General features: G+C 60.8%; 12 protein-coding genes, 1 other RNA gene and 1 pseudogene. 12 read left to right on the forward strand and 2 right to left on the reverse strand.

Features of this window, described 5'->3' with window-relative positions:
* Nucleotides 1–66 precede the first annotated feature (66 nt).
* Together zipA and ligA are read left to right on the forward strand one after the other, a co-directional pair.
* Nucleotides 67–930 (forward strand): cell division protein ZipA, encoded by an 864-nt coding sequence (gene zipA / locus JFT58_RS11000; RefSeq protein ID WP_054898611.1) that lies wholly within the window; start codon nucleotides 67–69, stop codon nucleotides 928–930.
* Between the two features lie 87 nt (nucleotides 931–1,017).
* The gene (gene ligA, locus JFT58_RS11005) at nucleotides 1,018–3,384 is read left to right on the forward strand and encodes an NAD-dependent DNA ligase LigA (protein WP_034128382.1); all 2,367 of its coding nucleotides are present in this window, start codon (nucleotides 1,018–1,020) and stop codon (nucleotides 3,382–3,384) included.
* Nucleotides 3,385–3,504: 120 nt separating this feature from the next.
* Here the strand turns inward: ligA and JFT58_RS30230 are convergent.
* Nucleotides 3,505–3,594, reverse strand: a pseudogene (locus tag JFT58_RS30230) (outer membrane lipoprotein carrier protein LolA); the annotation flags it as partial.
* A 77-nt stretch (nucleotides 3,595–3,671) separates the two neighbouring features.
* Between JFT58_RS30230 and JFT58_RS11010 the strand changes: the two are divergent.
* The 5 genes from JFT58_RS11010 (at nucleotide 3,672) to JFT58_RS11030 (ending at nucleotide 8,942) form a co-directional block, all read left to right on the forward strand.
* Nucleotides 3,672–4,838: a zinc-binding metallopeptidase family protein gene (locus JFT58_RS11010; protein WP_034128384.1), complete on the forward strand. Its 1,167-nt coding sequence runs from the start codon at nucleotides 3,672–3,674 to the stop codon at nucleotides 4,836–4,838.
* Nucleotides 4,839–4,936: 98 nt separating this feature from the next.
* Nucleotides 4,937–5,033, forward strand: an RNA gene (gene ffs, locus JFT58_RS11015) — signal recognition particle sRNA small type.
* Between the two features lie 150 nt (nucleotides 5,034–5,183).
* Nucleotides 5,184–7,145 carry a hypothetical protein gene (locus JFT58_RS11020; RefSeq protein WP_198834382.1) on the forward strand — a complete coding sequence of 654 codons (1,962 nt, stop codon included), beginning with the start codon at nucleotides 5,184–5,186 and terminating at the stop codon, nucleotides 7,143–7,145.
* A gap of 158 nt (nucleotides 7,146–7,303) precedes the next feature.
* Nucleotides 7,304–8,350, forward strand: coding sequence for an N-acetylmuramidase family protein (locus JFT58_RS11025; protein WP_034128386.1), 1,047 nt, complete (start codon nucleotides 7,304–7,306; stop codon nucleotides 8,348–8,350).
* A 1-nt stretch (nucleotide 8,351) separates the two neighbouring features.
* Nucleotides 8,352–8,942, forward strand: coding sequence for a hypothetical protein (locus JFT58_RS11030; RefSeq protein WP_034128387.1), 591 nt, complete (start codon nucleotides 8,352–8,354; stop codon nucleotides 8,940–8,942).
* Nucleotides 8,943–9,083: 141 nt separating this feature from the next.
* Here JFT58_RS11030 and JFT58_RS11035 read toward each other — a convergent pair whose 3' ends face one another.
* Nucleotides 9,084–9,947 (reverse strand): LysR family transcriptional regulator, encoded by an 864-nt coding sequence (locus JFT58_RS11035; RefSeq protein ID WP_060772981.1) that lies wholly within the window; start codon nucleotides 9,945–9,947, stop codon nucleotides 9,084–9,086.
* A gap of 98 nt (nucleotides 9,948–10,045) precedes the next feature.
* Here JFT58_RS11035 and JFT58_RS11040 point away from each other — a divergent pair, with 98 nt between their 5' ends.
* The 5 genes from JFT58_RS11040 (at nucleotide 10,046) to recR (ending at nucleotide 15,365) form a co-directional block, all read left to right on the forward strand.
* A complete protein-coding gene (locus tag JFT58_RS11040) occupies nucleotides 10,046–10,987 on the forward strand; it encodes a DMT family transporter (protein WP_054898607.1) in 942 nt (313 codons plus the stop codon).
* A 77-nt stretch (nucleotides 10,988–11,064) separates the two neighbouring features.
* Nucleotides 11,065–13,140 carry a DNA polymerase III subunit gamma/tau gene (dnaX, locus tag JFT58_RS11045; protein ID WP_054898606.1) on the forward strand — a complete coding sequence of 692 codons (2,076 nt, stop codon included), beginning with the start codon at nucleotides 11,065–11,067 and terminating at the stop codon, nucleotides 13,138–13,140.
* 43 nt (nucleotides 13,141–13,183) lie between these two features.
* Nucleotides 13,184–13,522: a YbaB/EbfC family nucleoid-associated protein gene (locus JFT58_RS11050; RefSeq protein ID WP_003193199.1), complete on the forward strand. Its 339-nt coding sequence runs from the start codon at nucleotides 13,184–13,186 to the stop codon at nucleotides 13,520–13,522.
* 139 nt (nucleotides 13,523–13,661) lie between these two features.
* A complete protein-coding gene (locus tag JFT58_RS11055; protein ID WP_003193196.1) occupies nucleotides 13,662–14,696 on the forward strand; it encodes an NADP-dependent oxidoreductase in 1,035 nt (344 codons plus the stop codon).
* 66 nt (nucleotides 14,697–14,762) lie between these two features.
* Complete coding sequence (gene recR, locus JFT58_RS11060; RefSeq protein ID WP_014719453.1) at nucleotides 14,763–15,365, forward strand: recombination mediator RecR; 603 nt, start codon at nucleotides 14,763–14,765, stop codon at nucleotides 15,363–15,365.
* Nucleotides 15,366–15,501 lie beyond the last annotated feature (136 nt).

The following is a 15,501-nucleotide window of genomic DNA, read 5'->3' on the forward strand; positions in this document are numbered from 1 at the left end:
TAAAGCGGTTTGCACGGTGCTAAACCCCTTATTTTTCAGCATTTTTTATTAGAGGCACGGGATTACATGGAAATCGGTCTGCGCGAGTGGCTGATCGTCATCGGCATTATTGTCATTGCCGGTATTCTTTTTGATGGCTGGCGCCGCATGCGCGGTGGCAAGGGCAAGCTCAAGTTCCGGCTGGACCGAAACCTGTCCAACTTGCCTGATGACGACGGCGCCGCCGAGCTGCTGGGGCCGCCCCGTGTGCTGGATACCCATAAAGAGCCGCAACTGGACGAGCACGACCTGCCGTCGATGAGCGCCCCGCTGCGTGAAGCCCGCGAGCCGTCGTCCAAGCGTGGCAAGCGCGGTAGCGCGGCGGTTGCCGAGCCGCACCAGGGCGACCTGAACCTCGACGTCGATGATGGCCCGAGCTTCAGCAGCCGCGATGACGATTTCCCGGACGAGACGTCCGCCAAGAGTGCGGCGCGCCAATCGGTCAACGATCAGCCGGCTGCCGAAGAAGTCCTGGTCATCAGCGTGATCTGCCGCGATGCCGGCGGTTTCAAGGGCCCGGCACTCTTGCAGAACATCCTCGAAAGCGGCCTGCGTTTTGGCGAGATGGATATCTTCCATCGTCACGAAAGCATGGCCGGTAACGGCGAAGTGCTGTTCTCCATGGCCAACGCGGTCAAGCCGGGCACGTTCGATCTGGACGATATCGACCTGTTCAGCACCCCGGCGGTGAGTTTCTTCCTTGGCCTGCCAGGCCCGCGTCACCCGAAACAAGCGTTCGACGTGATGGTGGCCGCTGCCCGCAAGCTGTCCCAGGAGCTCAACGGCGAGCTCAAGGACGACCAGCGCAGCGTGCTCACCGCCCAGACCATCGAACACTACCGTCAGCGCATCGTCGAGTTCGAGCGTCGCGCCCTGACACAGAAACGCTGAGGATCGATCTTAAGCGTTGTCTGTAGAATCCGTGCACTAACATATTGAGCAGCTTCGGCTGCTCTTTTGCTTTATGAGAGAACACCCATGACCGCCGCCCAAACCCGCATCCTCGAACTGCGCGCTGAGCTGGATCAGCACAACTATCGCTACCACGTCCTCGACGAGCCGAGCATTCCGGACGCCGAATACGACCGCCTGTTCCACGAGCTCAAGGCCCTGGAGGCCGAGCACCCGGAACTGGTGACGCGTGACTCACCGACGCAGCGGGTCGGCAGTGCGGCATTGTCGGCGTTCACCCAGGTCAAGCACGAGATCCCGATGCTCAGCCTGGGCAACGCCTTCGATGAAACCACCATGCTGGAGTTTGATCGCCGGGTCACCGAGGGCCTTGATCTGCCGGTGGGCGATCTGTTTGGCGCTGGCGCGGCGGTGGAATACAGCTGCGAGCCGAAGCTGGATGGCCTGGCGGTCAGCCTGCTGTACCAGGATGGCGAGCTGGTGCGCGGTGCCACCCGGGGCGACGGCACCACCGGCGAGGACATCAGCGTCAATGTGCGCACCGTGCGCAATATCCCCCTGAAACTGCACGGCACGGGCTGGCCAGCCACCCTGGAAGTGCGCGGTGAAGTGTTCATGTCCAAGGCCGGTTTCGAGCGGTTGAACGCCTCGCAACTGGAAGTGGGCGGCAAGACCTTCGCCAACCCGCGCAACGCCGCGGCGGGCAGCCTGCGCCAACTGGATTCGAAGATCACCGCCAGTCGCCCGCTGGAATTCTGCTGCTATGGCATCGGCCAGGTGACCGCGGATATCAGCGACACCCATATCGGCAACCTCAAGCAGTTGCAGAAGTGGGGTATGCCGATCAGCCACGAATTGAAGCTGGCCAAGGGTATCCAGGAATGTCTGGACTACTACCGCGACATCGGCGAGCGCCGCAATGCGCTGGGCTATGAAATCGACGGCGTGGTGTTCAAGGTCAACAGCATTGCCTACCAGCGTGAACTAGGCTTCCGTGCCCGCGAGCCGCGCTGGGCGATCGCGCACAAATTCCCGGCCATGGAAGAACTCACTGAGCTGCTCGACGTGGAGTTCCAGGTCGGTCGTACCGGTGCGGTCACGCCGGTGGCGCGCCTCAAGCCGGTCAAGGTGGCCGGCGTGACCGTGTCCAATGCCACCCTGCATAACATGGACGAAGTGGCACGCTTGGGGCTGATGATTGGCGACACCGTGATCATCCGCCGCGCCGGTGATGTGATTCCGCAGGTGGTCTCGGTGGTCACCGAGCGCCGCCCGGAAAACGCCCGCGCCGTGCAGATCCCGCAGAATTGCCCGGTGTGCGGTTCCCATGTGGAGCGCACGCAACTGGTCAAGCGTAGCAAGGGCAAGGAAACCGTCAGCGAAGGCGCGGTGTACCGTTGCGTCGGGCGCCTGGCCTGCGGTGCGCAACTCAAGCAGGCAATCATTCATTTCGTCTCGCGCCGGGCCATGGACATCGACGGCCTGGGCGACAAGACCATCGAGCAACTGGTGGATGAACAGCTCATTGGTTCGCCGGCCGATCTCTACAAACTCAAATATGAACAGATCATCGACCTGGAAGGCTTTGCCGATATCTCCAGCAAGAAGCTGATCAGCGCCATCGAAAACAGCAAGACCCCGACCCTGGCACGCTTTATCTACGCCTTGGGCATTCCCGATGTGGGCGAGGAGACGGCCAAGGTCCTGGCGCGCTCGCTGGCGTCCCTGGAGCGCGTTCAAAAGGCGTTGCCAGAGGTGCTGACGTACTTGCCGGATGTTGGGCTGGAAGTGGCCCATGAGATCCATAGCTTCTTTGAAGACGGGCACAACCAGCAGGTGATTGGCGCGCTGTTGTCGCCAGACGAATGCGGCCTGCAATTGCAGGAGCAGGGCGAACTCAGCGCGGAATTCGCCGCCAGCACCACCTTGGGCGGTTTGCTCGACAAGCTGCACGTGCCGTCGGTGGGGCCAGGTGCTGCGCAGAAACTCGCGGACAAGTTCGGTTCGCTGGAAGGCGTCATCAAGGCTGACTGGCTCGATATGCGCCAGGCGCTGCCCGAGAAGCAAGCCAAGGCTGTGCGGGACTTTTTCGATAATGCCGACAACGCCAGCCATGCCTTGGCCATCGAGCAGCAGCTCAAGGACTTTGGTATGCATTGGCAGAGCGAGAAAAAGGTCGTTGAAGGCTTGCCCGAAGCCGGGCACACCTGGGTACTCACGGGCTCCCTGGAGCTGATGAGCCGCGATGTGGCCAAGGACAAGCTCGAAAGCCTGGGGGCCAAGGTGGCCGGTTCCGTTTCGGCGAAAACCCACTGTGTGGTGGCGGGACCGGGCGCTGGCTCGAAACTGGCCAAGGCCAATGAGCTGGGCCTGAAAGTACTGGACGAAGAGGCCTTCGTCGCCTTCCTGGCCAAGCACAACATCACCGTCTGATTGATCGTCCCCACGCTCCGCGTGGGAACGCATCCTGTGACACTCCGCGTCACGGCCTTCGCGCAGACGCAGAGCGTCCAAGGCGGCATTCCCACGCGGAGCGTGGGAACGATCTCTCAACACTGTAGGAGCGAGCTTGCTCGCGAAGAACCGGAGGACGCCGCTGTGAACCAGGCAGCCCGCGTTATCGTTGATGATCTTCGCGAGCAAGCTCGCTCCTACAGGGAGCAGTTGAACGATCCCGAGCGAGAAATGATCTAGTCTCTGTCACCCAGGGAGAGATCGCCATGTTCCGCTACTTCGAGCAACTCAGCACGCGCATCGCCGCTCCGTTCATGGCCGAAACCTCGCGCAACAGCAAGGTGTGGCAATGCCGGTGTGGCCAGTCGCTGTTTTTTCGCAACAGCCAGTGCCTGGCCTGCCAGGCGGCATTGGGTTACCAGCCGCAGCAAAGCCGCCTGTCGTCCTTGCAACCTGGGCCGGCGGTCGGTACTTGGCTGGCGGACGATAATCTCGATGCCGGCGCATTCCGGCGCTGTGCAAACCTCGATTCACCCGCCGCCTGCAACTGGCTGATTCCTGCCCACAGCACCGCGCCGTTGTGCGTGGCCTGTAGCCTGAACCGCACCATTCCTGATCTCTCGGTTCCGGAAAACCCCGAACGCTGGCGCAAGGTTGAAACCGCCAAGCGCCGCTTGGTGGCGCAACTGATCAGTCTAGGCCTGCAAGTGGTGCCCAAAAGCGTTGACGAAGAGGCTGGCCTGGCCTTCGACTTCATCGGTATCGACCTGGAAGGCAACGCGCCCACCACCGGCCACGCCAATGGGCTGATCACCCTGGACATCAAGGAAGCCGACGACGCCCACCGCGAAAAAGTCCGTGTACAGATGCGCGAGCCATACCGGACCTTGCTTGGCCATTTTCGCCATGAAGTCGGCCATTACTACTGGGATCGCCTGATCGCCAACAGTCACTGGCTCACACCTTTTCGCAACCTGTTCGGCGACGAACGCGCCAGTTATGCCGAGGCCCTCGACCGGCACTACCAGAACGGCCCGCGCCCGGACTGGCAACTCACCTGCGTGAGCGCCTACGCCACCATGCACCCCTGGGAAGACTGGGCCGAAACCTGGGCTCACTACCTGCACATGATGGACGCCGTGGACACGGCCCTGGGCTTTGGTATGAGCGCCCGCGAGATGGACCTGGATTACCAGCCATTCCCCCTGACCACGCTCTACGACCCTCAACACCCTGGCGGCCCGGCATTCCTCTGCTTCGTCAATGCCTGGATCGAACTGGCCGGCATGCTCAACGAACTGTCCCGCGCCATGGGCCAGCCGGATTTCTACCCCTTCGTGCTGCCGCCCGCGGTGATTGCCAAGCTGCACTTTATTCACCTGGTCATCCAGGAAGAGGGCGGCAGGGCCGATGGGGTTATGGCAAGTGCTTGAGCCTTCTCATTTTTTAATCCGGAACCAACGGTTGTAACTTCCGATGAGATGGGTACAATGGCGCGGCTTGCCGAGAGGCAGCGTCGTTATGGTGACCCCATCGGTCCCCCCGCAACGATTACCCGTGAACCTGGTCAGAGCCGGAAGGCAGCAGCCACAGCGGGAACATTGTGTGCCGGGGTGTGGCTGGTGGGGTTGCCTCCATAACGCTCCCTCCTGCAGTCCCTTCTAAAACTCAAGTTATTTTCAGCCAGTCATCTGTGATGCTTCTTGCACAGTGCATGACGGTCATTTCGCGTCTAGTGGCATACTCCCAAGCGTCTCTTTCCCTGGCTACGAGGCTCTATGCACTCGGAACATTTCGACTTATCCAGCCCCGTATTCTTGCCGATCACCGAGCACACCTGTGCGGGTTTGTTGGGCGGCGAGGGTATCGATGCGCTTGTAGCCCTGAGTGAGCCCGAATTGGCGGCGGTGTTGGTGATCCAGAACCTGGCGCAGGTGCCCGAAAGCGAGCTGAGCGCCAATGGTGCTGAAAAAGTGTTGGCCAAACTGGTTGACTGGGCAGTCGATGCCAGCCATTCGGCCAGTGTGTCCCTGCTCTCTGAAGCGCAGCGGCTGTTCGATCAGAGGAAGCTGTATTTCGGCCTCAATGTGGTCAAAAGCCTGAAGCTGCGCTTTCTGCTGGAGGAGGAAGTACAGGCTCGGGACTATCTGTTGCCCAGTGGCAAATGGGACGTCGAGTATAAAGTCCGCCACCTCAAGGCCAATGATCCGTTCAGCCAGCAGGTAATCACGCCCAGGCATCGCGAGCGCTGGTTGAGCGCCGAGCAAGACAAGCTGCTCAGAACCTTCCGCGCCAACTTGAACGAAGACCTGCATGTTCAAGGCTATGCAGGCATTGGCAAGAGTCACCTGCTGATGGCCTTGCTGGAGCACCTGCGCCCGGAAAAGACCTTACTGTTGGCACGCACCCCGGCAAAACTCGAAACCCTGCGTGCGCGCATGGTGGGAGCGCGGGAGCGTAAGGCCGGGCATACCTTCCAGGACTTCGCCCATGCTCTATTGCATGGCCCGAGGCCAAAGCCGCTGAATACGCCGGTGAGGGTGCCGACCAAGCAGGCGCTCGCTCAAGAACTGAATATCTTTGGTTTCCGCCGCCTGGAAGGGCAAGCGGTGGTGGAGGTGTGCCTCAAGGTGCTTGAGGCCTACTGCCGCTCCTGGGAGTACAGCTTGTCGGCCCAGCATTTGCCGCATTTCAAGCAACCGCTCGCCGGCGTCGATGCCAGGGCGCTGCTCGAATATGCCAGCCGGTTATGGGGCTACCTAGAGGCTAACCCGGCCTGGGGCCGGCATACCGGGTTTGAAGCCTTGTTGATGATCAAGCGCGCCAGCCTTGCAGGCTGCGTGGTGCCCGAGCGCTATACCCACGTGCTCATCGATGAGAGCCAGGACATCCCGGCGCCGCTGTTGCAAATCATCGAGCGCGGGCGCCAGGTGCTGATCACTTTGGGGGATGAATATCAGCAGGCCAGTGGCGGCGTGGTCAAGCGTGCCCGTGAGGTTCGCCATACCGACGTGTGCTACTCCGTGCGTTCCGGGCGCAATGTCGAGCGCCTGGTCAACCCGTTGATCAGCTTGCACTCGGAAAAAAGCAAATCGCTTTTCGAGGGCGCCCGCGATGCCGATGTCGGCATTGAGTTTTATCCGCAGGGTTTCGTGCCCCCGCAAGGTTGCGTGGTGTTGACCGCTTCCCATTGGGACACCATGCAGTGGGCGATCCAGTTGAGCCACGCCCGCTGTGCGTTCGGCCTCGCGAGCAAAGAGGCCCAGCAGTCGCTCAAGCATTTCATGGACACGGTTATCGCGTTGTTCAAACCCGATTTCTATAGCAATGAGTTCAATGACCTCGGCCCCCATGCGTTTTTCAGCGACATGGCCGATTGGCAGCAGGTGCGCGAAGCCTGCCAGTTCGATGAGGCGTTTCTGTGGGTCGAGGCCGAGCTGGAAAAAGGCTTTAACGTGGCGGATGTCACGCGTTTGAACAGGTTGATTGGCCATCCGGACGAGCGCGTCCTGTTGATGCTGGCGCAGGATGCGGGCGGCATGGAGTTCGACCGGGTACTGCTCACCCCGGAATTGTTGACCAATGTGAAGTTCCAGGACGCTTACGCGTTCGATCAACGACTCTGTGCGGTGTATATCGCGATTTCACGGGCCAGGGTGCAGTTGTACCTGCCCTACGATGTGGTCGAGTGGCTCGACTATCACAAGTATCAAAAGACCCGTGAATCCCACGGTTACTGACGGATTTAATCCGGCTGTTTCACAACTTTCATAACGTCCTCTGGACAATCCGCAGACCGCCTTGTTAGCTTGCGCCGGCCACTTGTTTCAGAATATGACAAGGGCTTGGATTTGATATTGAAGTGCTATCACTTCTTTCACTCACAAGGATGTCTGTCATGAAAAGCCTGCAAGGGTTGCCTCGTCTTATCAGCGCGTCGGTAGGGACGCCCGGCAAAGCCCGCAACTTGCCCGCCGATGTTCAGTGCATCCAGTATTTATTCAATTTGATCATTCCCAAGATGGGGTTTGCCTTGCTGGAAAACGGCAAGTGCGACGGCCAGTTGGTGCAATGCATCAGCCAGTATCAGTTTCGCCATCTCAAGTACGCCCATCCCGATGGCGTGATCGACCCCACCGGGCGGACGTTCAACAGTCTGATCGAAGAGGCGCTGAAGGTACCGGTGCGGGCTTTTCCCAATACGCGCATTCCGACGTTTCTCAACATTTTCGGCAATAACAACGTCGATGCGGTACAGGCCACGGTCAATGTGTACCTGGACCGCGTGCGTGCGGTGATCGAGGCCGAGCGGCGTAACCGGCAGTTGATGATGCAGTCCACCTGCGATGGCGGGACGACATTGAGCGACACGGATTTCCAGAACGCCGCCAAGCAATTGGGCAACGGCATTTCGGTGAATGTGGTCAAGGCGTTCGCCACGGTGGAGTCGGGCGGGAAGGTGGGGTTCGGGCCCGCCAAGTTGCCGATCATCGCTTTTGAAGGGCACCACTTTCGCAAGTACACCAAGCACATCTACGACCAGTCGCAGCCGTTGCTGTCGTATATCTACAAGAAAAAAGCCGGCCCGCAATGGCAGACGAACAATAAGGATCAGGTCAAGGCCTGGGAGACCATGGCCACTGCCTTTGCGCTGGACCAGGAAGCCGCCTTGATGTCGGCCTCCTGGGGCATGTTTCAAATCATGGGGTTCAATTTTGCTGCGTGCGGATTCAAGACGGTGTTTGAGTTCGTGGCGTCATTAAAGATCAATGCCGGTAACCAACTCAAAGCCTATCTCAGCCTTTGCAGCCACAACTCGGCATTATTGAGTGCCATGAAAAACAAGGATTTTACCGCCATGGCCCGAAACTATAACGGCGATGATTACGGCAACTATGACGTCCTGATGAAACAAGCCTACGAAGCCTTTGAAGGGAAGAAATAAGATGATTCGTTATCTGGCGATGGGAGTGTTGTCGTGGTGCGCCGTGGCGCCTGCGTTGGCCGGCTCGGCGGCGTTGCATTCAGGCAAATATGAAGGGCTGATGCTGGCGGTGACGCCGGGGCATCAGGTGGAGGGTTTCTACCAGGAGTCGATGGGCGAGGGTGTGGCCCGTGGTTGCACGTTCTACTTGCAAGGCAAACCCGAAGCGCTCACCACCTGGCTGGACGCTGCCTACCCAGGCAGTGTGGCAGCGGCGTCCGACGGGGTGACCCTGACCGTGGCGCAGGGCCGTCAACACCCCGGCTGCATCAATGTGCTGATGCCGGAAATCGCCACCGGCCTGGAGCTGAGCCAGACGGCCAGCAAACAATGGATAGGCTTGGTGACGGTGTCTGCCGACAAGGCTTACTTGCTGAAAACGCCGGGCGCCAAAGCGGCAAAGCGGCCCTACATCGTCAAGCATGACGTGGTGGGCGTACTGGCGTTCAAGGACGGTTGGGCGCAGGTGGAGTTCATCAACGCTGACGACCGTTCGTTCACGGGCTGGATCAGCCAGGGCCAGTACGCACGGTTGGCTGCGCCGAAGCCCTGAATTGTAGGAGCGAGCTTGCTCGCGAAAAACGTCAACGATAACGCGTGCCTCCTGAATAAACGCGGCGCTTGTGAGTTTTTCGCGAGCAAGCTCGCTCCTACTTGGTATCAGGGCGATTTTCGTCGCACATTTAGGACTGTGTCAGCCAAAGGTCTCGCGCAGTAGCCCGGCAAACGCATCTCGCGCCAGGTGCCGCTGGGTGTCCGTGTGCCAGAACAACAGGTTGTCCACGGGCGCCAGTGCTTCAAAGCGATACGATGCCAGCTGATTGGCCTGTTCATAGCGCGCCAGGATCCCCTCGGGCGCCAACGCCACGCCAATCCCCGCGCTCACGCATCCGATGATCGTGCCCCAACTGGCGTAGCTGGCGATTGCTGGCTTGATGTCATGGGGCTTGAGCCAGTTTTCCAGGGCGGCGCGATAAGGGCAGCCCGGCGGCCACACCAGCAGGGTTCGGCCGGCCAGGTCCTCGGCACTGTTGATAGGTGCGCTGCACGCGCTGGCGATCAGCACCAGGCGCTCGCTGTAGACCACGCTCTGTTCCAGCTTCGTGCGTTTGCCGCCGGCAGCCACCAGCGCCACATCCAGGCGGTGGTGCTGCAGGTCGTCCAGCAGTTGCGCCCAGGCACCGGTGACCAGTTCCAGGCTGACATCGGGATAACGCCGGTGGTATTCCGCCAGTAGCGGCGGCAAGCGCCCGCTGGCGCTGGATTCCACCGCACCGATGCGCAAGGTGCCACGGGGAATGGCGCTGGCATCCACGGCGCGTTTGGATTCATCCACCAAGGCCAGGATACGTTCGCAGTAATCCAGGAAGATCTCTCCCGCGGCGCTGATCGCCAGCCCTCGGCCAGCACGGATAAACAGCGGTGTGCCCAACTCGCTTTCCAGCTGCTTGATGCGCGTGGTGATATTGGACGGCACGCAGTGCAATTGCAGCGCAGCCTGGGCCACGCTGCCGGTTTGCGCCACGGCTCGCACCATTTTCAGTTGGGCCAGTTCCATTGCTCAGTTCCAATGATTTCAGAAGTCAGAAACGCTTAATTGTCCTATGCCTTGCCTGGGCCAAGACTGGCAGCATTCCTTTTGCGTGGATGCTGTCGATGAATACTCCGTCACCTCTGAAGCTTACGCTAGTCATTGCCAGCGTCATCCTCTGTTGGGCGTATTCCCCCATCGGCGTGCACATGGGGCTGCACAGTTACAGCCCCGGCCAATTGGCGCTGCTGCGGTTTTTGATCGCGTCGGTATTCATGGGCGGCGTGGCCTCGGTGGTGGGAATTGGACGGCCACCATTGCGCGACCTGCCGTGGTTGTTGGTGCTGGGCTTTTTCGGGGTGTTCCTGCACCACACCAGTCTCAATTACGGGCAGCAATGGGTGACGGCGGCTGCGTCGAGTGTGTTGGCACAGTCGGCGCCGTTGTTCAGTGTGTTGATTGCGTTTTTGTGCTTGAAGGAGCAGGTCAGCGCCTGGCGCTGGGGCTGCGTGCTGTTGGGGTTGGCCGGCGTAGTGGTGGTGATCTGGGGCGACCGGGGCATAGGCGATATCAACCCACGGGGTTTGCTGATCTTGTTGGCGGCCTGCTCATGGAGTGTGTACTTCGCCATTCAGCGACATTACGCCCATCGCTACAGCCCGTTGACGATGGCGTGCTACATGGTGTGGTCCGGCACCCTGATGCTGTGCGTGAACCTGCCGGGCCTGCCCGTCGCCATCGTGCAGGCACCGATGGTGGAGAATCTTGCCGTGCTGGTGCTGGGCATTTTTCCCAGTGCCTTGGCCTATCTGGCCTGGGGTTACGTGTTGAAGCACGTCGAGGTCAGTCGTGCGTCGGTGGCGATGTACCTGATTCCACCGGTTGCCATGCTGATGGCCGCCACGCTGCTTGGCGAACACGTCACCCTGCAGGTGATGCTGGGCGCGGTGATCGTGCTGGCAAGTGTCGCCGCTATCAGTCTGGAAGGGAATTGGCGCCCCAAGGTGCCAGCAAAACGCCCGCAGGTGCCCTCCGGGAGGCCAATCGAACAAGCTTCGTCAGATTAGAAGAGCGTGCCGGATGCAATTTCCCCCTTGCTCCGCTAGCATTACCGGCTTCTGCTTCCCAGTTGCGACGGTTTTCGATGAGTTATCAGGTTCTTGCACGTAAATGGCGCCCGCGCTCGTTCCGCGAAATGGTCGGCCAGACCCATGTGCTCAAGGCTCTGATCAATGCCTTGGACAGCCAACGGCTGCACCATGCCTACCTGTTCACCGGTACGCGTGGGGTGGGCAAGACCACGATTGCGCGCATCATCGCCAAGTGCCTGAATTGTGAAACCGGTATTACCTCGACGCCTTGTGGCACCTGTTCGGTGTGCCGTGAGATCGACGAAGGGCGTTTCGTCGACCTGATCGAGATCGATGCCGCGAGCCGAACCAAGGTCGAAGACACCCGCGAGCTGCTGGACAACGTGCAGTACGCGCCGAGCCGTGGCCGCTTCAAGGTCTACCTGATCGACGAAGTGCACATGCTGTCCAGCCACTCCTTCAACGCCTTGTTGAAAACCCTGGAAGAGCCGCCGCCCTACGTCAAGTTCATCCTGGCCACCACCGACCCGCAGAAACTTCCGGCAACGATTTTGTCGCGGTGCCTGCAGTTCTCCCTGAAAAACATGACCCCCGAGCGTGTGGTCGAGCATTTGACCCATGTGCTGGGCGTCGAGAACGTACCGTTCGAAGACGACGCGCTGTGGTTGCTGGGCCGCGCCGCTGATGGTTCGATGCGCGATGCCATGAGCCTCACCGACCAGGCCATCGCGTTTGGTGAAGGCAAGGTCATGGCCGCCGACGTGCGCGCCATGCTCGGTACCCTGGACCATGGCCAGGTGTTCGACGTGCTGCACGCGCTGATCGAAGGAGACGCCAAGGCGTTGCTCGAAGCGGTGCGCCACCTGTCGGAGCAAGGCCCGGACTGGAATGGCGTGCTTTCGGAAATCCTCAACGTATTGCATCGCGTCGCCATCGCCCAGGCCCTGCCGGAAGGCGTGGACAACGGCCATGGCGACCGAGATCGCGTATTGGCCCTGGCCCAGGCCTTGCCGGCCGAAGACGTACAGTTCTACTACCAGATGGGCCTCATCGGTCGCCGCGACCTGCCCCTGGCACCCGACCCTCGGGGTGGCTTTGAAATGGTGCTGCTGCGCATGCTGGCATTCCGGCCGGCAGATTCGGCAGACGCACCGAGACAGCCGCTAAAGCCAGTGGGGATCAGCCAGGCCACAGTTGATTCCGCCAAACCAGTGGCTGGCGCGGCCGTTGTCGCGCCAGTAGTTACTGCGCCTGCGGTTGCTGTGCCTGAGCCGGTTGCGCCGGCACCTGAGCCCGAACCTGCGCCGGTTGCCGTCGCACCGGTGGTCGAGCCCGAGCCGGTCATCGAGCCCGAGCCCGTGGTCGACTTGCCTTGGAATGACCCGGTCGAAGCGCAAGTAGAGCCCGAGCAACAGCCCGCCGTGGAGCCCGTGCTGGAAACCACCGGCGAGCAACCCGAGCTGACGCCGATGCCTGCGCCGACTCCGGACAGCGTGGTGCCGGATGCCCCTGAGTGGGTATCGGCCCCCGTTCCTGAACCGACGGTCGCCCAGGTCGACGCGGCCACTCCCGGCATTGACCTGGACGACGAACCGCCGCTGGACGAAGACTACATCGAGCCGGACATGGATTCGGCCTACAGCTACCTGGACGATTTGGCCAGTGAGCACACCGCGGAACCTGCGCCCGAGCCCGAGGCAGAACCTGCCGCGGCCCCGGCTACCGGCCTGGCCCTGCAATGGCTGGAATTGTTTCCGAAATTGCCGATCTCCGGCATGACCGGCAGTATCGCCGCCAACTGCACCCTGATTTCCATCGAAGGCGACCACTGGCTGCTGCACCTGGACCCGGCCCATAGCGCCTTGTTCAACGCCACCCAGCAGCGCCGGCTCAACGACGCGCTCAACCAGTACCATGGGCGCACGCTGACCATCGCCATCGAGCTGATCAAGCCCGAGCAGGAAACCCCGGCCCAGGCAGCGACCCGTCGGCGCCTTAACCGCCAGCGCGAGGCCGAGGACTCGATCCACGCAGATCCGCTTATCCAACAAATGATGCAACAGTTCGGTGCGGTCGTCCGCCACGATACTATTGAACCTGTCGAAGCCCCGGTGCCCCAAGCGTCATGACACCGGGCTACTCATTGATCCACGTACTTTTGAGGTGATTCCCATGATGAAAGGTGGCATGGCCGGCCTGATGAAGCAGGCGCAGCAGATGCAGGAAAAAATGGCCAAGATGCAGGAAGAGCTGGCCAACGCCGAAGTCACCGGTAAAGCCGGTGGCGATATGGTCAGCGTGGTGATGACCGGTCGTCACGACATCAAGCGTGTCAGCATCGACCCAAGCGTATTGCCGGGCGTGGGTGAAGATGACCTGGAAATGCTCGAAGCGCTGTTCGCCGCAGCCGTCAACGACGCTGTGCGCAAGATCGAAGCCAACAGCCAGGACAAAATGTCCGGCGTGACCGCTGGCATGCAACTGCCACCGGGCATGAAACTGCCGTTCTGATACACGCTTTAGCTAGACTCAAATGCCAGGCATCGCGCCTGGCATTTTTTTGGCCGGTCGAAACATCGAACCCCAGGCCTTCACCGATGGTCTGCACCCTATACCGTTGAAACCACTCACCGATAAAGGAGCCCCGCTGATGCCTCAAGAAATGACGCTCAACCAACGCATCGTTCTGGTCTCACGCCCTCAAGGCGCCCCCACGCCCGAAAACTTTCGCCTGGAACGTGTGAGCCTGCCGGACCTGGCAGACGGTCAGGTGCTGCTCAAGACCCTGTACCTGTCCCTGGACCCTTACATGCGTGGACGCATGAGTGACGCGCCGTCCTACGCCGCGCCCGTGGAAATCGGCGAGGTGATGACCGGTGGGGCTGTCAGCCGTGTCGAGCAATCGCGCAACCCGAAATTCGAAGTGGGCGACCTGGTGGTCGGCGCCACCGGCTGGCAAAGCCACTGCATTTGCGAAGGCCATAACCTGATCCCGCTGCCCAAGGGGTTGCCGAGTCCGTCGATGGCCTTGGGCGTACTGGGTATGCCGGGCATGACGGCCTATATGGGCTTGATGGATATCGGCCAGCCCAAGGCCGGGGAAACCCTGGTGGTGGCGGCTGCGTCTGGCGCAGTGGGGTCGGTGGTGGGCCAAGTGGCCAAGCTCAAGGGCTTGCGCGTGGTGGGCATTGCCGGTGGCGCAGACAAGTGCCGCTACGTGGTGGATGAGTTGGGCTTTGACGCCTGTATCGACCACAAGAGCGAAGATTTCGCCCATGAGCTGGCCCTGGCCTGTTTCAAAGGCGTGGATATTTATTTCGAAAACGTCGGCGGTAAAGTCTTCGATGCCGTGCTGCCTTTGCTCAACCCCAAAGCGCGCGTGCCGCTGTGCGGGTTGATTGCCGGCTATAACGCCCATGAAGCGCCCAGCGGCCCTGACCGTTTGCCGGCCCTGCAACGCACCTTGCTGACCAAGCGGGTGCGCATCCAGGGCTTTATCGTGTTCGATGACTACGGCGACCGCCAGCCGGAGTTCCTCAGTGCCATGGCGCCTTGGGTGCGCGAGGGCAAGATCAAGTTCCGCGAGGACGTGGTCGACGGCCTGGAGCAGGCGCCCGAAGCCTTTATCGGCCTGCTCGAAGGGCGCAACTTCGGCAAGTTGGTGGTGCGCGTCGCGCAGGATTGAGTATTTGACGCTAATCCGGGGCGCGGGTATAAACCGCGTCTCGTTGTTTTGTCGGACCCTTCGCCCATGAGCTTCAGCCCCCTGATTCGCCAACTGATCGACGCCTTGCGCACCTTGCCCGGCGTTGGCCAGAAAACTGCCCAGCGCATGGCGCTGCAACTGCTGGAGCGTGACCGCAGCGGCGGCACCCGCCTGGCCCAGGCCCTGAGCCAGGCCATGGAGGGCGTGGGCCACTGCCGCCAGTGCCGCACCCTCACCGAAGAAGAACTCTGCCCGCAATGCGCCGACCCGCGTCGCGACGACACGTTGCTGTGCGTGGTGGAAGGGCCGATGGATGTGTACGCCGTGGAGCAAACCGGTTACCGCGGGCGTTACTTTGTGCTCAAGGGCCACCTGTCGCCGCTCGACGGTTTGGGGCCGGAAGCCATCGGTATTCCACAACTGGTGGCGCGAATCGAAGAGCAGGGCACCTTTACCGAAGTGATCCTGGCAACCAACCCGACGGTGGAAGGTGAAGCCACCGCGCACTACATCGCCCAGTTGCTGACCAATAAAGGTTTGATTACTTCACGGATCGCCCATGGCGTACCGTTGGGGGGCGAGCTGGAATTGGTGGACGGCGGTACCCTGGCGCACTCGTTCGCAGGCCGCAAACCCATCGCGCTCTAAAGCCCATTGCAATCTGGGACTTCCTAACCCTGTAGGAGCGAGCTTGCTCGCGAAAAACTAATAGCCGCCGCGTTCACTCAGGAAGCACGCGTTATCGTTGATGTTTTTCGCGAGCAAGCTCGCTCCTACAGGATTA

It is taken from the genome of Pseudomonas sp. MF6767 (genome assembly GCF_016405475.1).
Taxonomy (GTDB): Bacteria; Pseudomonadota; Gammaproteobacteria; order Pseudomonadales; family Pseudomonadaceae; genus Aquipseudomonas; species Aquipseudomonas paracarnis.